The sequence below is a fragment of the Cyanobacteria bacterium GSL.Bin1 genome (assembly GCA_009909085.1).
Lineage (GTDB): Bacteria > Cyanobacteriota > Cyanobacteriia > Cyanobacteriales > Rubidibacteraceae > Halothece.
Map to the genome: position 1 here is coordinate 13,916 of JAAANX010000063.1, position 21,117 is coordinate 35,032.

Genomic DNA, 21,117 nt, shown 5'->3' on the forward strand with positions numbered 1-21,117 from the left:
AAAAATCAGGAATCCCCAAGAGTTTAAGAGTGGATCAGTTAATTTACCAAAGCGGTATCTCTTGCCAGACGACCATCTTCCATGTGAATGATCCGATCGGCAATGTCAAGGATGCGGTTATCGTGAGTGACCAGTAAGATCGTACAGTTTTGCTCTTTCGCCAGTTGCTCCATAATTTCAACCACATCGCGACCGGATTTGCTATCTAAGGCAGCAGTCGGTTCATCAGCGAGGAGGAGACGCGGTTGACTAACGAGGGCGCGCGCGATCGCGACCCGTTGTTTTTGTCCGCCCGACAATTTATTGGGATAGTAATCGACTCGTTCCCCCATGCCGACGGCTTCGAGGATGCCAATCGCTTGCTCTCTCCGTTCAGCGAGAGGAATCTCCGGGTGAAGGCGCAGGGACATCCCCACATTTTGTTGAGCGGTGAGACAGGCTAATAGGTTATGGGCTTGAAAGATAAACCCAATTTGACGACGAATCTGTACCAGTTCCTTTTTACGCGCGCCAAATAATTCTTGTCCCAAAACTTGCACTTTGCCAGACTGAATGGAGCGTAAGCCAGCAATAAGGGTTAAGAGCGTGGTCTTGCCGCTACCAGACGGTCCGGTTAGAATTACGATCTCGCCTGGGAAGATATCTAAATCGAGATCAAATAAGACCGGTTTGCGTAACTCTCCCTTGCCAAAGGCATGGTTCAGATCACGAATCGAGACAATAGGTTGCATCATTGCTAAAACACATCTGCTGGGTCAGCAGATTGGAGTTTGCGCATCGCGATCGCGGCAGAGAGTAAACACATAACCAGGGTTACCGTAAAAACTTGTACCGCGACCCCGAACTTCATTGCCAGAGGAATGCGGGTCAGACTACCCAATAAGCCATACATTCCCACGGAAACTCCAAATCCAGGTAAAAAGCCCAATAACGCCAGCAAGATGCCCTCCTGAAACACAACAAGTAATAAGCGTCGGTCGGAATAGCCCATTGCTTTTAAGGTGGCGTATTCTGCAAGATGGTCATTGACATCGGAATAAAGCACTTGATTAACGATGACCACCCCAACCACAAACCCCATCACTGCACCAAAATTAAAAATGGTTCCAGCGGGATGCTCTGAAGACCAAAAGGCAATCTCATAATCGATATACTCCTCCCGAGTCATCACTTGTACTTCTGCTGGGAGTCTTGCCCGCAGGTGGTCTAAAACTTGCTGAGGATTTGCCTCTGGCTCTAAACTCAACACGCCAACGGTAACGCCATCTAAACTATCTGCACCAAAAAGGCGGAGATAATTCCAATCACTAGTGATGAGGTGTCCTTTGAGAAAAAAGCTACTGCCCAAAGTAAACAGTCCTCCTACCTTCACGCGCCGCCCTGAAACTTCCGTTATAATCGTTTCCCCCTTGCTAAAGGTTTCTGAGACGGGTCCAGTTGTGGGTTGGGATTGACGGTCAAAAAGGACAATATTGGGTAGTTTGATAGTTTCGAGTTGTTGATTCATTTCCGGTAAATCAAGAACGGGTTGCACGGGGTTAAAGGCAATCACTGCCACTTCTGTCACTTCCTTATTCCAAGGGTTAATCCAATACGCCCAAGAGTAATAAAGCGGACTGGCACTAGCAACACCGTCTACAGCATCGGCTTGATATAAATAATGTCGGGAAAAGGTCTGGCCATTCCCTAAAAAATCAGCCCGGTTACTAATGATGACTAAATCTCCTTCCAGGTTGCGATGAATCAAGGTTGCGCCATCATAAAGAAGATTTTTAAAGCCCAGTTGCATGAAAATCAAAATATCGGCAAAGGCAATGCCAGAGAGGGCAACCAAGAGGCGAACTTTTTGATGGCTCAGTTGTGCCCATCCTAAGGGCGGTTCATGAACCCAACGGCGCAAGAAACCCGGAACAGAAAACATGGTTCACCTCACTCGTTTTCAACATCAATCGTGATGCGGACTTGTAAATTGGTCAAACCGGCCACTTTCTCGTTATCTTCTGGGTCAATGCGCACTTCCACTTCCACCACTCGCGCATCTTGATCGGCAGCCGGATCGGCATCAATCACGTCTTGCTTCTTAATCTGCCTCCCCACCTGATCCACTGTCCCGTGAATTTCTCCCGTAAAGCCTCCATATTCACTAACAATGGTCACCCGTTGTCCCGGCTGTACCAAGTTAACATCGGTTTCGTACACTTCCGCGATCGCGTACATTTGGTTGGTCTGTCCTAACTCGACAATCCCTTCACTGGTATTGACTTGCTCACCGACACGGGTATTAATCTTCAAAATTTGTCCGGCAATGGGCACTCGGACATAGAAATCTTCTAATTCTGATTCAATCCGTTTCACTTGCGCGATCGCGTGGGCAAGTTCTGCTTGGGCTTCTTCCCGATCCACCGGACGCACTTCTTTTAGCGTTTTCAATAACGCTTCCTCTTGTCGAATCCGTTCTTGCAACGTTAAGCGGGTGGTTTCTAAATGCGCTTGCGCTTCTTGCAACGCAGCCTGAGTGGTCTCAAAGGTTTCACGGCGATCATCACGGGCAGCTGTATCCACTGCCCCTTCTTGATGCAGCATCTGATATCGTTGATAGTTTTGTTTGGCATTGCGTAACTCCGCTTGAACGCTGGCAATCTCGGCTTCTCGCTCCCGGGTTTCGGTGCGAAGTTGTGCCTTCAGTTGGTTAATCACAGCTTCTTGCGCTGCAATCTCAGCCAGTTTCGCCTCCCCTGCTTCCACTTGCGCGAGTCTAGCTTGATAAATCTTCACGTTCTGCTGGGCTTGGGCTAACTCAGCCTGCTTTTGATCCAACCCCTGCAAGATCGCAATCATTTGTCCAGCTTCTACCCACTCGCCTTCTTCAACTTTGAGTTGGTTGACGCGACTATCTTGGGCATTTGCCACCGAAAGTTTAATGACTTCTCCTTGGGGTTCGATCCGACCAAGAGCCGTCACAGTTTGGGGAGCACTCACCACAGTTGTTGTTTCCGGCGACGGATCATTCCCTTGAATTTGGGACACAATGAGATAAGTTCCGACAGAACCCATGAATAAGGCAATGGCCGTTCCCATGAGCCAAGGACGAGTTAAAGACTTGGGATGAAGGAAATTAATCATAGAAGCCAACCCTCTCCGTTACGCTGGTGTTGACTTTGTTTACAACTGAAATAATCTACTTTGATTCTAGGTTAGAGTAAAGGTAATTCAGAACGCTGCTTATCAAGTCTTATCACTTGCTTAAAATCCGCTCAATCTTCTACTTCTCCACTCTCATTTCAAGGACAAGACCTTGCAAAAAGTAGCAATCTAACGACAGAGGTCAGGCGTATGGAACGCGAGGATCTACTACGACGTTATGCTCAGGGCAAAAGAGACTTTAGTAAAGTCAATCTCAGTGGTGTGAATTTAGCCCACACCAAATTAAGTGGCAGCAACTTCATCCGAGCGAATTTACAAGGAGTAAATTTGCAAGGGGCTAATTTGAGTGGGGCTTTTTTAGTCATGGCAGATTTGAGCCAAGCTGATTTGCAAGGTGCAATTTTGATTGTTGCTAACTTAAGTGGAGCTAACTTACAAGACGCGAATTTAGCCCAAGCCAATCTCGGCGAAGCCGTTTTAACGGGAACACTGATGACAAACGTTAATTTTTCAGGGGCGAGCCTCCAAGGATCCCTCCTTGCTGGAGCTAATTTAGGGCAAGCTAACCTGCAAAACGCAGATTTGCGCGGAGCCAATCTTTATGGCGCTGACTTACAAGGAGCCGATCTCAGGGAAGCCAATCTCAGGCGCACCAATTTACGAGAAGCTAATCTTAACGGAGCAATCTTACCCGAAGGTCAGCTTCAGGGGGCAAAAATGAGTTGATTCGAGATCCTAAATTTTGAGAGTATTATATTTCAGTTAAAGCGAATGAACAGCAACGACCTACTCCAGCAATACAGTGCCGGTGAGCGCAATTTCCAAAATATTGACCTCACAGGCATTAATCTCTATCGAGTTGATCTTCCTAATATTATTTTGAAAGGAGCAAACTTGGTGGGAGCTAACCTCAGTGGTGCTAATCTCGCCAACGCCGATCTCAGTGAAGCGAACCTGATTGGTGCCAATCTCAGCGGGGCTGACTTAAGGGCAGCCAACTTAAGCAGTGCCGAGTCAATTGGGGCAAACTTTAGCGGCGTAAGAGCGAGCGAAGCTAACTTGGCAGGGATTCGCTCAAATGGGGCTAATCTCAGCGGTGCCAATTTGAGGAGAGTCAATTTTAGAGCAGGAATCTTAAGTGGGGCTAACTTTTCGGGTGCCATCCTCAGTGAAGCTCAATTTCAAAACACCAATTTAGCTGGGGCGAATTTAAGCCGTGCGAGTTTGGTCGCAGCAGATTTGAGCAATGGGAACTTGAGCAGCGCTAATCTAGTGGGTGCTAATTTAGAGGAAGCTAATTTGTATCATGCTCTTCTCATCGATGCCAATTTGAAAGGAACCAATTTACAAGGAGTCGATATCACTCAAGCCGATTCTACTCTTAAAAATATGGTGGTTTGAATCCTTTATTTTCATCGTTGGTGCCAGGTCAAATTCTAGTAACCATTTCAATGTAACTAGAGATAGCAAATCGCCTCAGCTTGCTCAGAAAGCCTACGAGTTAAAACGTTAAGATAGAGTCTGAGTTCCAGTGAGCGAGGAAAAATTGTGCTACTCTGCAAAGGCTTTGAAGTTGAAATGTACACGGGCAGACCGGATGGAACCATTGTCGGTCTTTCAGATCGGATTGTAAGAGATTTACAGGGATTTGTCCGTGAACCAGACACTCGGAATGTCGAATATACAACGGCTCCTTTGTGCTGTTATGATCGGCTCTTATGTGCCTTAGTGCGTCCCCGGGTGCAGTTACGCCACTATCTAAAAAAACAGGGAGATTATACACTGATTCCCGGTAGCACTTTAGCATTAGGCGGCAGCGATCGCTTTTATCGCTCGGATCCACAAAATCCTTACCATGAGTATATTGAAAAGACTTATGGGACGAAAGTGGTTACGGCAAGCATTCACATTAATGTTGGGTTTGAAGACACCGAAAAACTGATGCAGGCTTGTCGCCTGATTCGCTTGGAAGCTCCTTTGTACCTAGCACTCAGTGCTTCTTCGCCCTTTCTGGATGGTCAACCCACAGGGTATCACTCCACGCGTTGGGCAGTGTTTCCGCAAACCCCTGCTTATGTGCCTTTATTTGAAGATCATGCGCATCATATCCGTTGGGTGAATCAACAGTTGGATCAGGGAACGATGCAAAACGTTCGTCACCTCTGGTTATCGGTGCGCCCGAATGGGGAACACCGTCCCTATAACCTGAATCGATTGGAGTTACGGATTTGTGATTTGATCGTTGATCCGATCGCGCTACTCTCGGTGACGGCGCTTCTGGAAGCCCGTTTAACCCAGATGTTACTGACGCCAGATTTAGATCCCTTGCAGCAAAGTCAGCTACCCGCCCAGAGTCGGGCTGAAGATTTAGTGGCGATCGCGTATGAAAATGAACAAGCAGTTGCCCGTAAAAGCTTAGCTGCCGAAGTTCGCCACTGGCAAGATGGACGACCGATCATTGTCGAAGATTGGATCAAAGAGATTTATCGCCAAGTGCATCCCATCGCCAAAGCCAAAGGATTTAGCTGTTTCCTCTCGCCGGTTCAGAAAATTTTACGGGACGGGAATACCGCTCAACAATGGTTACGAGAGTACGAAAAAGGCACTAGTGTCACTGATATTGTCACTGAAGGCATCCGTAAAATGGCACACGAAGAAGCCGAATTAGAAGATAAAATTTGTCAACCCCTTGCTGTCTAATGTTAAATCGACTGGATTTATCTCTCTCTTTAGATCGCGCTGAGTATCGGGAGAAAATGGATTCTCTCATGTACCAGCTGCGATCGCTGCATACTAAATGCTGGCAACAGCGCCTAACTCTCATTATTGTTTTGGAAGGTTGGGCAGCAGCCGGGAAAGGAACGATGGTAAAAAAACTCGCCACCTGTATGGATCCGCGCGGCTTTGCCCTCCACCCGATTGTTGCACCAACACCAGAAGAAGAAAAATATCCCTTTTTGTGGCGCTTTTGGCAATGCTTACCGGCACAAGGGAACGTTGCACTGTTCTACCACAGCTGGTACACCCATGTTTTGGAAGACCGCTTACTGCAAAAAGTTCCGCCAGAACAGGTTTATCCGCGCCTCGAAGCGATTAATGGCTTTGAAAGAGAACTAAAGCGCGATCGCGTGGGAATTGCAAAGTTTTGGATTCATCTCAGCAAAAAAGAACTGAAAAAACGTCTGAAAAAATACGCTAACGATCCCCTTGACGCCTGGCGCGTCCGCCCGGAAGATTGGCAGCAACACAAATACTATAAAGAATATACTGCGCTGGCAGAAGAGATGATCAGCCACACCAATACCAATTGGGTGCCTTGGACGCTCATTGCTGGAGACTGTAAACGCTGGGCGCGTGTGCAATTGCTCAGCCACATTGTGGATCAATTGGCTTTATTATTAGAACATCAATCCGTTACCCTTCCCCTTTCCCTTCCCGAAATTATTCCAGCCACAGAAACTCCTCATTATCTCTCCGCAGTTGATCTCACTCGGAGTTTAGCGAAGAAAAAATATAAAAAGCAACTGAAGCACCAACAAATTGAACTGCGAAAATTACAGCGCAGTATTTATGAAAATAAGCTTCCCGTGTTACTCCTGTTTGAAGGATGGGATGCTGCCGGTAAAGGCGGGGCAATTAAACGCTTAACTGAAGTCCTCGATCCGCGCAGTTATCAGGTGCATCCCTTTGCTGCCCCCACAGACGAAGAAAAAGCCCATCATTACCTCTGGCGATTTTGGCGAAAACTGCCTCCTGCGGGAACCATTGGCATTTTTGATCGCAGTTGGTATGGACGAGTTTTAGTGGAACGAGTAGAAGGCTTTGCCAGTGAAATCGAATGGCAGCAGGCTTATGATGAAATCAACGAATTTGAAACCCAGTTAGTCAATCGAGGCTATATCTTGCTCAAGTTTTGGTTACAGATTGACCCTGATGAACAATTAAAACGCTTTCAGAAACGCCAAGTTGATCCGTTTAAGCAACACAAAATTACCGCTGAAGACTGGCGCAATCGAGAAAAATGGGATTTGTACGAAGTGGCAGTCAATCAAATGATTGCCCACACAGAAACCGCAGCACCCTGGACAATCATTCCGGCTAACGATAAATATTATGCACGAGTAAAAGTAATTGAAACCTTAACCAATGCCATTGAAGAGAAACTGATTTCCTAAACTTCACAATAATCTCTAATGAAGTGATTGGTGAATTTTCACTTAGACTCATTTTACCGCCAGATTGCGCTCTTGGTTTCCCTTTTTTTTATGGGCTAGGATTAGTCTAACCAGCCACTTAAAACCCCTTGCTTGTCCGACCAAAACCCACCATTTAAAAACTAATGGACGACTACTCTGTACCGCGCCAAGTTTTCCAAGCTACTTTTACCCCAGTAATCACCCCTCGGGTTTGCTTTCTCACGCCTTGGGCTTGATTTTTAGCCGTTATCACACCGCGATCAAGCTGTTTAGCGACTTGGGAGGCGCTTTTTACCCCTGTATTCACTTCATTAGTCAGTTCCGTCACTTCTTCGCCTGTGAGACGAATGGCTTCTAAGGTTGACGGGAGTTCTTTTTCTAACGTATCAAACAATTTTTCTGCACTGCGAGCGACTCGCGCTAGTTCCAGAAAAGCAGGAAATGCCGCAACAAGCACAGCAGTCAGACTAATCGCAACGAGAAACAGGGACAACGCTAGCCACAATATCGGATCGCTCATGCTCTATTTTCGATTATCGTTGCATTGTACGACTAAAAAGTGATGTTATAGTAGGGAATCCATCAACCATCAGAATCATCAGGAGTTTCATCCATTCCTAATCCTTGACGAGAGGATTTTAATCCTTTCCATAAGTCCTTAATTTGGTGATAAGCTTCTTCGGAGCTGATTTTACCATTGGTTTCTAAATTACAGATGTAGTTTATCTTCTGAGCAAACTCCTGTAAATTCGCGTTAAAGACAATATTTTTGGGGTAGGCTTTCCCCCGATAGGAATAATGGGGGTAAAGAAATTCATCTTTGCTCGGGTTAGATTCTGGCATACTATTAACGATTCCTCAGATATATTGTAACGATTCCTTAAATCTACTGACAGTTTACTTCTAACAATAAAATAAATTTCCCAAATGGAAAAGCTATACGAAGGAAAAGCAAAAATCATCTATCCAACAGATGACCCACAAATTTTATTAACGCACTTCAAAGACGATGCAACGGCATTTAATGCCCAAAAAAAAGGGACGATCGCGCAAAAAGGCCAAATCAATTGTCGCATTAGCGCGGCCTTATTTACTCTCCTTGAACAGCAGGGAATTGCCACTCACTATATTGATCAAATTGCGCCGAACCAAATGCGGGTCAAAGCCGTGACCATTTTGCCTTTAGAAGTCGTTGTGCGTAACATTGCTGCCGGAAGTTTGTGCCGACAAACGGGATTGGAAGAAGGAACAATTTTACCCTTTCCCTTAGTCGAATTCTATTACAAAAAAGACGAGTTAGGCGACCCCTTACTCACGCGCGATCGCGTTTTAATCTTGAACCTTGCGAGTCTCAATCAATTGGAACAGTTGCAAAGCAAAGCCCTCGCGATTAATACTCACCTAAAAACTTTTTTTGGCAATTGTCAGATTACCCTAGTGGACTTCAAATTAGAATTTGGTTTGGATGCTAATCAAAACTTACTTCTGGCTGATGAAATCAGTCCGGATACCTGCCGGCTTTGGGATCAAGCCCAAACCGATGATCCCGAAGCCCGGGTTATGGACAAAGATCGCTTTCGGAAAGATTTAGGCAGTGTCGAAACTGCTTATCAGGAGGTGCAAAAGCGAATATTGTCACAAATTCAATTGACAAATAGCGAATAAAAAATAACTAATATTGCAAGTAGTCAATAACAAATTTGGTGTGTGGACGTGTTAAAAAATTTCAAAATCTCTCGCCTTTACCCTGTGGTGGCAACAGCCTTTCTTTTCTCTGTCATTTACTCACAGGAGACCGTTGTTGCTCAAACAGCCACAGAGGCAGAATCGGAAACTCTTGAGCCAGAAGATAATTTAGATCCTTCTCCGGACACGCCGACTGCCCCAGAGGAGTCACCCGTCACGGAACCGGAGGATTTCGCCCCAGAAGATAATTTAGACCCTTCTCTAGAAATGCCGACTGCCCCAGAGGAGTCACCCGTCATGGAACCGGAGGATTTCGCCCCCGAAGACGCGGATCCTTCTCTAGAAATGCCGACTGCCCCAGAAGAAGCGCCTGTGACCGAACCGGAGGATTTCGCCCCCGAAGACAATGTGGATCCCTCTCCGGAAACTCCTTCTTCCCCAGAGGAGTCACCCGTCACGGAACCGGAGGACTTCGCGCCAGAAGGTGTTGACCCTTCTCCTGAAGCTCCTTCTTCTCAACAAGAAGAACCGCAAGTCCTGATTGTGGAAGTCGATGTGGAAGGCGTAGAAGGACGCTTAGCAGATATCATCTTTGAAACCACGAATGTGCAACCGGGGCGCTTGACCACGCGATCGCAGCTACAAGAAGATGTCAATGCCCTTTTTGCAACCGGTTTCTTCCGCAATGTGAGAGTGGTTCCCGAAGATACCCCCTTGGGAGTAAAGATCACATTTATTGTTGAACCGAATCCAGTTTTAGAAGAGGTACAAGTAAGCACGGTTCCGGAAGATGCAGAAACGCGAGTCCTACCGGAGTCGGTCGTTAATGACATTTTCAGTGAACAGTACGGAGAGATTCTGAACCTGCAAGAACTCCAACGGAATATTGAAGAACTGAATCAGTGGTATCAAGACAACGGTTATGATTTAGCACAAGTGGTCGGTTCTCCGGAAATTTCTCCTGATGGCGTAGTCACCTTAAACGTTGCGGAAGGGGTCATTGAAAAAATTCAGGTCACAACTTTTGATGAAGATGGCAACGAAATTGAAGGACGAACCCGCGATTTTATTGTCACCCGAGAAGTCGAATTATCCCAAGGAGATGTGTTTGAACGGGAAACGGCTCGCGCTGACTTAGAACGCATTTTTGGCTTAGGTATTTTTGAGGATGCTAGTCTCTCCTTTACGCCCGGTGATGATCCCCGGAAAGTGGTTTTGAATTTTGAAGTTGTGGAAGGGAATACCGGTTCGATTGGGGCTGGTGCAGGGATCAGTTCTGACAGTGGTCTGTTTGGAACCGTGAGCTACCAAGAACAAAATTTAGGTGGAAATAATCAAAAGTTATCTGCGGAAGTCCAAGCAGGTGGACGAACACTCCTGTTTAATACCCGTTTTGTTGATCCGTGGATTGCAGGTGATCCCAATCGCACATCCTACGCTGTTGATTTGTTCCGTCGCCGTTCTCGTTCTGTGATTTTTGACGGCGGAGAAATTGACATTGATTTACCTAATGGGGATAATCCCCGAGTAGTGAGAACCGGAGGCGGGGTTACTTTTAGCCGCCCCCTTGCGCCCGATCCGTTTACTCGTCCAGATTGGACGCTTTCGGCAGGATTGGAATATAACCGCGTCCAAATCAAAGATGCTGATGGTGAAATTTCTCCAGAAGACGAGTTCGGCAATCAACTGGCGTTTGATGACAGTGGCGAAGATGACCTCTTTTTGCTGGAATTGGATGCGGTGCGCGATCGTCGCAACAATCCCCGTCAACCGACTGATGGCTCTGTCTTACGCTTTGGGGTGGATCAATCTGTTCCCTTGGGTTCGGGCAATATTCTGTTTAATCGGGTGCGAGGCAGTTATAGTTATTTTATTCCCGTAGACATCACCAACTTTTCAGAAGAGGGGGGAGAAACTCTTGCCTTTAATTTGCAAGCGGGAACTGTCTTTGGCGATTTACCGCCTTATGAAGCCTTCTCCCTGGGGGGAACAAATTCGGTGCGAGGCTATGACTTTGGCGATGTCGGTGCGGGACGCAGCTTTGTGCAAGCTACAGCCGAATACCGTTTTCCCATTTTTGCTATTGTTGGCGGTGCCCTTTTTGTGGATGTGGGAAGTGATTTAGGAACCGGCGACGATGTCCCTGGAGAACCGGCAGAAGTGCGCGATAAACCTGGAAGTGGTTTTGGTTACGGTCTTGGGGTGCGGGTGCAATCACCATTAGGACCGATTCGGATTGATTTTGGACTTAATGACGAGGGAGACAGTCGGATTCATTTCGGTATTGGGGAACGCTTTTAGGTCAGTCACTCGTGACTAATGACCAATGACCAATGACTAATGACTAATGACTAATGACAAACCAACAAACGATCGCGCAATCTTTTACGCTAACAGGGGTCGGGCTACACTCAGGGCAAACTGTCACGGTAGCCGTTCAACCTGCAGCAGCAGATGAAGGGCGCTACTTTGTCCGCACTGATTTAGCAGAACAACCGATCATTCCAGCAACCGTGATGGCAGTCAGTCAAACTCAAATGTCAACGGAATTAGCCAAGGGAGAAGCGACGGTACGCACAGTGGAACACTTATTATCGGCACTAGTGGGTCAGGGGATTGATAATGCCAGAATTGAAGTAGATGGTCCCGAATTGCCTTTACTAGATGGCTCAGCACAAGAGTGGGTCGCCGCACTCCAACAAGTAGAGCGAGTGAGTTGTCAAGTGCCTCAAAAATCAGCAATTCAAGTGACTCGTCCGATTTGTGTGCAAGAGGAAGACGCCGTCGTTGCTGCTTTCCCAGCAACGACCACTCGCCTCAGTTATGGCATTGATTTTCCCGTGCCCGTAATTGGTCAGCAATGGTACAGTTGGGAAGCACAACAAGAAGCCTATCAAAGCGCGATCGCGCCGGCAAGAACGTTTGTCCTCGCTGAGCAAATAGATGCCTTGCGCCAAGCCGGACTGATTAAAGGAGGCAGTTTAGACAATGCCTTAGTTTGTAATCAAGAGGGTTGGTTAAATCCGCCTTTACGCTTTGCAAATGAACCCGTTCGTCATAAACTGTTAGATTTAGTGGGTGATTTAAGCCTCCTGGGAACGCTTCCCCAAGCCCATATCGTGGCCTATAAAGCCAGTCATCGTTTACATATTCGTCTGGCAAAGCTCATCACCGAACATCACAATGAATAGCTCATTGTTTATGCTGGGTAACTGCTGACGAATAAATGAAATGACCCCCTAACCCCTTAAAATTAACTTAAAAAGTGCGTTATTCTGAGGGCGCTAGTTCTGGGTTGCTTCACCATATTACTTGTCTCAATCCGGATTTTCTCAGAAATTAGACGTTCTCCTGGCAAAGCGTCACACTGGCGCCAAAACCATTTCACCCGTAAATCTAAATTTTTGTAAACACGACTTATGTCTTCAGTAACTTCCGAACCCACTCATCTCGCATCTACTTCTGATAACGCTTCCAATTCTGCCTCAGAAGTAGAGAAAACTGTTTATACGGTTGAGGAAATTCAAAAGCTACTGCCTCACCGCTATCCGTTTGCACTGGTTGACCGCATTATTGATTATGTTCCTGGTGAAAGTGCGGTCGGACTGAAAAATGTGACGTTCAACGAACCTCATTTTCAAGGACATATTCCCAATCGTCCCATTATGCCTGGTGTTTTAATCGTCGAAGCCATGGCACAAGTGGGGGGAGTCGTGTTGACTCAACTTCCCAGTGTCGAAGGCAGTTTTTTCGCGTTTGCTGGGATTGATAAAATCCGCTTCCGTCGTCCCGTTGTCCCTGGCGACCAACTCATCATGAGTGTTGAGTTATTATCTTTCAAGCGAGGGTTTGGCAAAATGCAAGGACGCGCGACGGTTGATAACCAAGTGGCTGCCGAAGGAGTCATGCTGTTTTCCTTGTTCGAGTAAGGAGAGGTTTTGTGGGTACATCATTAATTCATCCCACTGCTGTGATTTCTGATCGAGCCGAGATCGCCCCAAACGTCCAAATTGGGGCTTATGCAGTCATTGGAGACAACGTCAAAATTGGTTCTCAGACTACCATTGGTTCTCATGTCGTGATTGAAGGACCCACAGAAATTGGAGCCAATAACCGTATTTTTCCTGGGGCGGTCATTGGCTTAGAACCCCAAGATTTGAAATATCAAGGGGCAAACAGTTGGGTGAAAATTGGCGATGATAATCTCATCCGCGAGTATGTCACGATTAACCGGGCGACTGATGAAGGAGAAATTACAGAAATTGGCAATCATACTTTACTCATGGCTTGTGTTCATGTGGCTCATAATTGTGTCATCGGGAATGAAGTTGTCATTGCCAATAATGTCGCCCTCGCCGGTCATGTTCACATTGAGGAAAAAGCAACCATTGGTGGGGTATTAGGAATCCATCAATTTGTTCACATCGGTAAATTGGCAATGATAGGAGGAATGAGTCGGATTGATCGCGATGTTCCTCCCTATACCTTAGTTGCAGGCAATCCTGCCCGGGTACGCTCCCTGAATTTGATTGGTCTGAAACGACGCGGTTACACTGGCGAAGACATTGCCCAACTCAAAAAAGCGTTTCGTCTGTTATATCGTTCCAGTTATCGCTTAGAAGAAGCGTTAGTGCAACTCGAATGTCTCTCTGATTCAGAAGCTCTACAACATTTATATCACTTTGTCAAAGCGTCTCGGAGTAGTAACCGTCGCGGGTTAACGCCTCAAGGAGGATAGGGCAAACGGTTATGCCAAAGGTATTTATTAGCACGGGAGAAGTCTCTGGTGATTTACAAGGGGCGTTGTTAGTGGAAGCCCTTTATCGGCAAGCCAAGACTAAACAATTGCCATTAGAGGTGGTTGCCTTAGGAGGAGGACGCATGGCAAGCGCCGGGGCAACTTTATTGGGGAATACAACCAATATTGGCTCAGTGGGGATTTTAGAATCGCTGCCGTTTGTGCTGCCAACGCTTAAGGTACAACGACGTGCCAAGCAGTTTTTGCGAGAGTCGTCGCCAGATGTTTTAGTTTTAATTGATTATATGGGTCCTAATCTTGCCATTGGCAATTATGTCCGGAAACATCTCCCCCAGTTGCCGATTGTTTATTATATTGCTCCGCAAGCCTGGGTTTGGTCCCCCTTTCCTCAGGATGCCAAGGCAATTGCCAACGTTAGTGATCGCTTACTGGCCGTTTTTCCAGAGGAGGCTCGATTTTTTGCCGCAAAAGGAGTAAAGGTTACTTGGGTGGGACATCCCTTGTTAGATCGAATGGCAAATGCCCCAACTCGGTCTCAAGCGCGACAAAAACTCGATTTTGAGGAAGAAGAAACCCTTATTACTCTGATTCCGGCGTCTCGTCAGCAAGAAATTCAGTATTTGTTACCGGTAATTTTAGAAGCAGCAGTAGCTCTACAGGAAAAATTACCCCATGTCAAGTTTTTATTGCCGCTTTCTAATCCCGAATTTTTGAGTACGATTCAAGCCGCACTTGCACGCTATCAGTTGGCAGTGGAAGTGATTGTAGAAGATACGCTCAGCGCGATCGCGGCAGCTGATTTAGCCATTGCCAAGTCCGGAACCGTCAATTTAGAACTAGCGCTACTCAATGTTCCACAAGTGGTTTTGTATCGCGTAAATCCACTAACAATGTGGTTAGGACGACGCTTTTTAAACTTTTCCGTCCCGTTTATTTCTCCCACTAATTTAGTGGTTAACGAACCGATTGTTCCTGAATTATTGCAAGAAGAAGCAACGGCTTCTCGGGTGGTTACAGAAGCGATCGCGTTACTAAGCGAACCTTCAAAACGAGAGAGCATGCGAGAGGGATATCAGCGGGTGCGAGAGGGATTAGGAGAAGTGGGGGTGCGCGATCGCGCTGCCCAAAAAATTCTGTCGCTTTTGATGTGATGACAAAGTCTTAGATAGGTGGAAGGAAATGGGAAAAATGGTAGCTAAAATGCTTACAGTATAATAATTTTAGCGATTTGAGGGACATTTGCAGAGGATTAGAAATCAGCAGGGGTATACTTTGTAAACAAGGAGGTTTTCGTGTTCACACTTGCTAAGGAAATCGCTCGTCAAGCGAATGAAGTCAATCGATTATCTCACTCGGTTCACACGGTCAAACTTTCGCTACAGCATCCCATCCGATTAGTGGGAATCGGTACATCCTTGCACGCCTGTCGGATCGCCGAGTGGTGGTTTTGCACGTTCAGTAGTGATTCCTGCGATGTGCGTGCTGTAGAAGCTCATTACTTTGCCCTACATCATGCAATCGATTCGAGGATGCAACTTGTAGTGGTCAGTCATCGCGGTACGAAGCGGTTTACTAATGAAGCCTTACGTCGAGCGAAAGCAGTTGGGGCACGAACAATCGTTATTACTGCTGATTCAGAAGTCACTCCAGATTCTGATGAAGTCCTTCGCACTTGTTCACCAGATGCAGTATCAACCCATACTGTTTCCTACACATCCGCACTAGTCGTCCTTGGTCAACTCGTGTCAAACTCTCTTGGCAGCACTGGTGCTAGCCTATTAGATGACCTTCAGCATGTTGGGGAATCAATTAAACACACCCTTGCAGTTGATCTCCCGGCAATGATAATCGACTCTGTGTGTGAACATGAGCGTCTACTTATTGTTGGCTTTGGTACTGACGCAATTACAGCCGACGAAGCGGCGCTCAAACTGAAAGAAGGAACGTATAAGTGGGCTGAGAGTCTGACAACAGAATTCGCGTTACATGGACCTCCTGCCTCTTACGATAGCTCACTGTGTGCCCTAATCATTCAACCCAATATCAACGATGGTGGACGGACTGAAACGTTATGTCATCTAATGCGACAGCTTGGTACTGACTGTTGGACGATTGGAAATAATGGTGATATCAAGATTCCGAATGTAGCGAGTTCTGTGAAGCCGTTGGTCGATATCATACCATTACAGCGAATTGTGAACCAAGTGGCCGAACAAGTGGGGTCAAATCCCGACACAATTCGTACAGATAGAGAGCCGTGGAAGTCCGCCATGCTTGGGTTTCAGTTGTAAAACGTAGTGTATAAACCTTGAAGTATTTTATTAATCCATGCAGTCACAGAATACACCTCCCGTTTAGTGAGGCACCTGCTGTGTAGAAGAGGGCACTGACAAACTTTCCTCAGTACAAAAGGTTTCGTGGCGCGATCGCGTCATTATCAATAGCCAGTCTAGGTATCAAGGTGTTGAACTAATGAGCGGTCTTAGTGTTTGTGATATAGTGAAGGACACTCTCAGAGATCAAAGAGGAGTCTTGAATGCACCTATTAATCCCTGCTGCAGGACGGGGACAACGAATGGGCAGCGATCGCAATAAGTTATTATTACCTTTACTGGGAAAACCCTTGCTGGCGTGGACGATCTTGGCAGCAGAGGCTTCAACAGCAATTAAATGGATTGGGATTGTGGGTCAAGCTTTTGATTTTCCTGACTTTCAAGCCATTTTAGATGATTTAAATTTGGCAACGCCTGTGGTTTTTATTGAAGGCGGAAAAACGCGTCAAGAGTCAGTCTGTAATGGTTTGGATGCCCTCCCAGAAGGCGCAACGGAAGTGTTAATCCACGATGGGGCGAGATGTTTGGTAACGCGGGAATTATTTGACCGGTGTAGTGAAGCTCTCAGCACCTGTCAAGGATTAATTGCGGCAGTTCCCGTGAAAGATACAATTAAGGTTGTCGATGAAACGGGCTTTGTTAAAGATACCCCAGAGCGACGCCAAATGTGGGCCGCGCAAACGCCACAGGGGTTTCAAGTAGAATTGCTCAAGTCCTGTCATCGCAAAGGCAAAGTATTGGGTTGGCAAGTGACCGATGATGCTGCGCTATTTGAACGATGTCAACTCCCCGTGAAAATTGTGGAAGGAGAAGAAACGAATCTGAAGTTAACCACGAAATTCGATTTGCAGTTAGCTGAATTTATCTTACTTCAACGATCAGGTGAGGCGTAGGGGAGGGTAAACCCTTTTCCCCTACTTAGCAGCTCAACTTAGCTTTGGCTCACTGCTTCTTCTTTCGCCAAGAATTTTTCTAATTCGGTGAGTGCATCTGCATCGACTTTTGTCTGCATTGGGCAGAATTTCGGTCCACACATGGAGCAGAATTCAGCCGTTTTGTAAATATCAGCCGGTAAGGTTTCGTCATGGTATTCTCTGGCGCGATCAGGGTCTAAAGAGAGTTCAAATTGACGATTCCAGTCGAAATTATACCGGGCTTCGGAGAGTTGGTCATCGCGATCGCGCGCTCCTTGACGATGACGGGCCATATCTGCCGCGTGAGCCGCAATTTTATAAGCAATCAGCCCTTCCCGGACATCCTCAGCATTCGGCAACCCTAAATGCTCTTTTGGCGTCACATAGCACAGCATGGCAGTGCCATACCAACCGGCCATCGCAGCGCCAATTGCAGAGGTAATATGATCATAGCCTGGTGCAATATCGGTGACCAGAGGTCCTAACACATAGAACGGTGCTTCGCTGCACTCTTCCATCTGTTTTTTGACATTGTACTCAATTTGATCCATCGGTACGTGACCCGGACCTTCCACCATCACTTGTACATCATGTTCCCAAGCGCGGCGCGTGAGTTCTCCAAGGGTCTTCAATTCCGATAATTGCGCTTCATCCGTTGCATCATGAGTACAACCGGGACGGAGAGAATCCCCTAAACTAAAGGACACATCATATTTCTTGAAAATTTCAATGATGTCGTCGAAATGGGTATAGAGAGGATTTTGCTGATGATGGTGCAACATCCACTTGGCGATAATGCCGCCACCGCGAGAAACAATTCCCGTAATCCGATTTTTCACGAGAGGGAGATACTCAATCAGTAATCCGGCGTGAATCGTTTGGTAATCTACCCCTTGCTGGGCATGTTTTTCAATTACGTGCAGAAAATCATCAGCAGTGAGGTTCTCGATATTACCATGAACGCTTTCTAAGGTCTGGTACACGGGCACTGTGCCAATGGGAACGGATGACGCTTGAATAATGGCGCTACGAATTTCATCAAGGTTTCCCCCACCAGTCGATAAGTCCATCACTGTATCTGCACCATACTTAACAGCCAGTTTCAACTTATCCACTTCTTCCTCAATGTTAGAAGAGTTGGGAGAAGCGCCAATGTTGGCGTTCACTTTACATTTGGAGGCAATCCCAATTGCCATTGGTTCTAGATTCGGATGATTAATATTCGCCGGAATAATCATCCGTCCGCGAGCAACCTCATCCCGAATTAACTCTGGCGAGATATTTTCTCGCTGCGCGACATGGTGCATCTCTTCGGTAATTTTCCCTTGGCGGGCGTAGTGCATTTGACTAACATTACTTTGTCCCCGCCGTTGGGCGATCCATTCACTTCGCATATTGTATTTTTCCTTGAATCACAGCTTCCCTACGTCGGTGCTAGCCGATCTCAGGTTCTCGGGGTGTAATCTCAGCCTGTTTCAGCCCAGGCACCCCCAGCTTATTCGCAAATCCTAGCATACGTAGTTGCGCGATCGTTACCAATCTGTTAAAAATTTATGCTTGCTGTTTATTAAAATCTAAATCATCAAGGTCATCGTCTCGATTAAAAGTCAAGACACCAAAAGAGAGGGCAATGATGATCAGCAAGCCAAGAACAGAGAAAGCAATTAAAGAATTGACAAAATTCTGAAACATAATCACAAAACATAGATAAAAACATAAGATCATTATAAAATATGACTTAAATCATTTTAATGATTGATTAATTTGTGTAAACAAAGTGATATAAAATCAGGACATTTCCCTGATGTCTTAATCGCCTTTTCTGGCTCACATTTTCACCTGTAGCAAGGGCGTCATTGAAAATCGTGTTTTTCGGTTCCGTATGCCATACAACGAGAGTTGGATTCGTAAACTTTACCGATTATTTATTCCGACTGCTGCTGATAAAGTGTCGAGTTGATGTTCGTTGAGTTTTTCGATTAGACCAGTCAGGACGTTCCGCACCATCATTGGTCCTTCATAAATCCACCCTGTGTACACCTGTAATAAACTTGCGCCAGCGGTAATTTTTTCCCAAGCATCATGAGCGGTGAAGATTCCTCCAACCCCCATAATTGGAAGTTGACCTTCAGTTTCTCGATAAATAAAGCGGATAATTTCTGTGGCGCGATCGCGCAAAGGTTTGCCACTAATCCCGCCCGCTTCCTCACTTACCGGATTACCAGTTTTCGCTAAAACTTTGGTTTTCAATCCTTCTCGGGCAATCGTCGTGTTGGTAGCAATAATCCCAGCTAATTGATATTGAGTAGCAATGGTCAGCACTTCTCGAATCGCCTCCCAGGTTAAATCCGGTGCGATTTTCACTAAAATCGGTTTTTGGTTGGGATTATTGGCTTGGATGGCTTCTAGGATTAAACTGAGTTGAGAACTATCTTGCAGCGATCGCAGTCCGGGTGTATTCGGAGAACTGACATTCACCACGAAATAATCCCCCCATTCTTGTAATCGTAAAAAACTGGTTAAATAGTCCTGAGCTGCTTCTTCTAACGGGGTTACTTTTGATTTCCCGAGATTAATTCCCCAAGGGAGTTGCCGCTCTCTTTTGCCCTGTTTGGCTAAGCACTGAGCCAGGGCTTCACTCCCTTCATTATTAAATCCCATACGGTTTAAGGCAGCTTCATCTTTCAGTAACCGAAACAAACGGGGAGGTGGATTTCCCGGTTGGGGATGTTCCGTCACTGTTCCCAACTCAACATAACCAAACCCAAAATAATTCCAAATACTCGCAGCAACCCCATTTTTATCAAAGCCCGCCGCTAAACCTAAGGGGTTGGGAAACGTCATGCCCCACAAAGTTTGGGCAAGTCTTTTTTCTGAGTAACAACATTGGGCAGAGAGTTGTTGCAAAATCAAATGTGCTAGCCATTGATCTTGATTTTTTTCTAACCATTGCAAAAGATTCATACTGTGGTTATGTAACCACTCCGGATCAGCTTTTAAACCAGAAAATAAAAGCGGACGAACCAACTGCTTATACATTATCCTTGCTTAATTTTTATGATCTAAATTCAACTCAAAAATCATCGTTCGATCTTAAACTTTTCACTGAGAAAAGGCTTTCAATCCAGCGATTAATCCTTCACAAACACCAGTTAAAAAATTCAAATCCAAAGTTTCAATGGTATCAGTCGGTTGATGGTAATGGGGATTCCGTAAAAAAGAGGTATCTGTGACCATTATTGCTTTATAACCTTGATCCCAAAACGGAGAATGATCACTTAACCGTGTTTCCGGAATCATCGTTCCTGAGAACGGAACGGATAACCACTCACTCGGTGTTCCACTATGGCGCATTTGACGGGTGAAAAATCGGGTTTCCTGAGTTGTTCCTAAATTTCCAATAAAAGCAATAAAGTTACCTGCGTTGGGATAAAACTTTTCTAGGAAAGGCGGATAACGCTGAGAATTCGCTTCTTGACAACAGTAACCTAGCATTTCTAAAGAAAACATGAGACGAATTTTTTCATTTTTCTGCTTTAATTCTTGGGCATAGATTTCACTGCCCACCATCCCATATTCTTCTAAATCAAACGCAATAAATCTGAGGGGAATTGAAAGTGAATTTTCTGCAAATTCTCGTATTAATTCTAATAAAACAGCAACCCCCGTCGCATTATCATCAGCCCCTGGCGTTCCCGGAACACCATCATAGTGGGCGGCTAATAAAATTGGAGGTTGTTGGGTTCGTTGTGTCGCTGGAAAATTCAGAATGTAATTATGATGGGTTTCCCCTTCAAAAGTAAAATCATGGGTTTCTAGCCTACCCCATTTTTGAAATTGCTCACTAATATATTGTTGAACATAAAAGTGTCCGCCGCTACTGAAATAAGGATGCCGATCGCGCACGATTTGTTCTAAATGTTCATGCAGTCGCGCTTTTAAACTCATTTATCTGAATTAAATATAATTATAACTAATCCTAATCTAAGAGCATTCTAACGATAGATTTAGCGATTGACCAAATGTTGTAAAGCAGACCACACAATTTATTGACAACTTATAGCTATTTTCTACCTGTGGACAGT

General features: G+C 45.8%; 21 protein-coding genes and 1 riboswitch. Of the genes, 12 read left to right on the forward strand and 9 right to left on the reverse strand.

From position 1 onward, the window contains the following. Positions 1-38: 38 nt before the first annotated feature. Genes GVY04_07265 through GVY04_07275 form a run of 3 tightly spaced genes read right to left on the reverse strand, consistent with a single transcriptional unit; the run spans position 39 to position 3,123 of the window. Positions 39-734: an ATP-binding cassette domain-containing protein gene (locus GVY04_07265; protein NBD15939.1), complete on the reverse strand. Its 696-nt coding sequence runs from the start codon at positions 732-734 to the stop codon at positions 39-41. 2 nt (positions 735-736) lie between these two features. Next, positions 737-1,921 (reverse strand): FtsX-like permease family protein, encoded by a 1,185-nt coding sequence (locus GVY04_07270; protein NBD15940.1) that lies wholly within the window; start codon positions 1,919-1,921, stop codon positions 737-739. Positions 1,922-1,929: 8 nt separating this feature from the next. Further along, entirely contained in the window at positions 1,930-3,123 is a 1,194-nt protein-coding gene (locus GVY04_07275) for an HlyD family efflux transporter periplasmic adaptor subunit (GenBank protein ID NBD15941.1), read from the reverse strand. Positions 3,124-3,333: 210 nt separating this feature from the next. On the opposite strand from GVY04_07275, the gene GVY04_07280 reads away from it, so the two are divergent. From GVY04_07280 to pap, 4 genes are all read left to right on the forward strand, one after another. After that, complete coding sequence (locus tag GVY04_07280) at positions 3,334-3,870, forward strand: pentapeptide repeat-containing protein (protein NBD15942.1); 537 nt, start codon at positions 3,334-3,336, stop codon at positions 3,868-3,870. Positions 3,871-3,915: 45 nt separating this feature from the next. After that, on the forward strand, positions 3,916-4,545 hold the full coding sequence (locus tag GVY04_07285; protein NBD15943.1) for a pentapeptide repeat-containing protein: 630 nt from the start codon (positions 3,916-3,918) through the stop codon (positions 4,543-4,545). Positions 4,546-4,692: 147 nt separating this feature from the next. Then, positions 4,693-5,844, forward strand: a complete 1,152-nt coding sequence (gene gshA, locus GVY04_07290; protein ID NBD15944.1) for a glutamate--cysteine ligase — start codon at positions 4,693-4,695, stop codon at positions 5,842-5,844. Beyond that, on the forward strand, positions 5,844-7,319 hold the full coding sequence (gene pap / locus GVY04_07295) for a polyphosphate:AMP phosphotransferase (GenBank protein NBD15945.1): 1,476 nt from the start codon (positions 5,844-5,846) through the stop codon (positions 7,317-7,319). The genes gshA and pap overlap by 1 nt, the downstream gene beginning before the upstream one ends. 172 nt (positions 7,320-7,491) lie before the next feature. On the opposite strand, the gene GVY04_07300 is transcribed toward pap, so the two are convergent. Then, positions 7,492-7,860, reverse strand: coding sequence for a DUF948 domain-containing protein (locus GVY04_07300; protein NBD15946.1), 369 nt, complete (start codon positions 7,858-7,860; stop codon positions 7,492-7,494). A 62-nt stretch (positions 7,861-7,922) separates the two neighbouring features. Next, complete coding sequence (locus GVY04_07305; protein ID NBD15947.1) at positions 7,923-8,183, reverse strand: hypothetical protein; 261 nt, start codon at positions 8,181-8,183, stop codon at positions 7,923-7,925. A gap of 84 nt (positions 8,184-8,267) precedes the next feature. On the opposite strand from GVY04_07305, the gene GVY04_07310 reads away from it, so the two are divergent. The 8 genes from GVY04_07310 to GVY04_07345 all read left to right on the forward strand — a co-directional run bounded on the left by GVY04_07310 (position 8,268) and on the right by GVY04_07345 (position 17,011). Beyond that, positions 8,268-9,005, forward strand: coding sequence for a phosphoribosylaminoimidazolesuccinocarboxamide synthase (locus GVY04_07310; GenBank protein NBD15948.1), 738 nt, complete (start codon positions 8,268-8,270; stop codon positions 9,003-9,005). Between the two features lie 366 nt (positions 9,006-9,371). Continuing rightward, a complete protein-coding gene (locus tag GVY04_07315; protein NBD15949.1) occupies positions 9,372-11,327 on the forward strand; it encodes a BamA/TamA family outer membrane protein in 1,956 nt (651 codons plus the stop codon). Between the two features lie 53 nt (positions 11,328-11,380). Beyond that, entirely contained in the window at positions 11,381-12,217 is an 837-nt protein-coding gene (locus GVY04_07320; GenBank protein ID NBD15950.1) for a UDP-3-O-acyl-N-acetylglucosamine deacetylase, read from the forward strand. A gap of 228 nt (positions 12,218-12,445) precedes the next feature. Next, complete coding sequence (gene fabZ / locus GVY04_07325) at positions 12,446-12,955, forward strand: 3-hydroxyacyl-ACP dehydratase FabZ (protein ID NBD15951.1); 510 nt, start codon at positions 12,446-12,448, stop codon at positions 12,953-12,955. Positions 12,956-12,966: 11 nt separating this feature from the next. Next, complete coding sequence (gene lpxA / locus GVY04_07330) at positions 12,967-13,764, forward strand: acyl-ACP--UDP-N-acetylglucosamine O-acyltransferase (GenBank protein NBD15952.1); 798 nt, start codon at positions 12,967-12,969, stop codon at positions 13,762-13,764. 11 nt (positions 13,765-13,775) lie between these two features. After that, positions 13,776-14,936, forward strand: a complete 1,161-nt coding sequence (lpxB, locus tag GVY04_07335) for a lipid-A-disaccharide synthase (protein ID NBD15953.1) — start codon at positions 13,776-13,778, stop codon at positions 14,934-14,936. Between the two features lie 141 nt (positions 14,937-15,077). After that, on the forward strand, positions 15,078-16,076 hold the full coding sequence (locus GVY04_07340; protein NBD15954.1) for an SIS domain-containing protein: 999 nt from the start codon (positions 15,078-15,080) through the stop codon (positions 16,074-16,076). Positions 16,077-16,321: 245 nt separating this feature from the next. Continuing rightward, a complete protein-coding gene (locus tag GVY04_07345) occupies positions 16,322-17,011 on the forward strand; it encodes a 2-C-methyl-D-erythritol 4-phosphate cytidylyltransferase (protein NBD15955.1) in 690 nt (229 codons plus the stop codon). Between the two features lie 38 nt (positions 17,012-17,049). On the opposite strand, the gene thiC is transcribed toward GVY04_07345, so the two are convergent. The 4 genes from thiC to GVY04_07365 form a co-directional block, all read right to left on the reverse strand. Further along, the gene (thiC, locus tag GVY04_07350) at positions 17,050-18,426 is read right to left on the reverse strand and encodes a phosphomethylpyrimidine synthase (protein ID NBD15956.1); all 1,377 of its coding nucleotides are present in this window, start codon (positions 18,424-18,426) and stop codon (positions 17,050-17,052) included. A gap of 9 nt (positions 18,427-18,435) precedes the next feature. Continuing rightward, a riboswitch (TPP riboswitch) is annotated at positions 18,436-18,534 on the reverse strand. Positions 18,535-18,583: 49 nt separating this feature from the next. Further along, positions 18,584-18,724, reverse strand: a complete 141-nt coding sequence (locus tag GVY04_07355; protein NBD15957.1) for a hypothetical protein — start codon at positions 18,722-18,724, stop codon at positions 18,584-18,586. Between the two features lie 222 nt (positions 18,725-18,946). Then, the gene (locus GVY04_07360; GenBank protein ID NBD15958.1) at positions 18,947-20,071 is read right to left on the reverse strand and encodes a quinone-dependent dihydroorotate dehydrogenase; all 1,125 of its coding nucleotides are present in this window, start codon (positions 20,069-20,071) and stop codon (positions 18,947-18,949) included. A gap of 63 nt (positions 20,072-20,134) precedes the next feature. After that, positions 20,135-20,980 (reverse strand): M28 family peptidase, encoded by an 846-nt coding sequence (locus GVY04_07365; protein ID NBD15959.1) that lies wholly within the window; start codon positions 20,978-20,980, stop codon positions 20,135-20,137. Positions 20,981-21,117 lie beyond the last annotated feature (137 nt).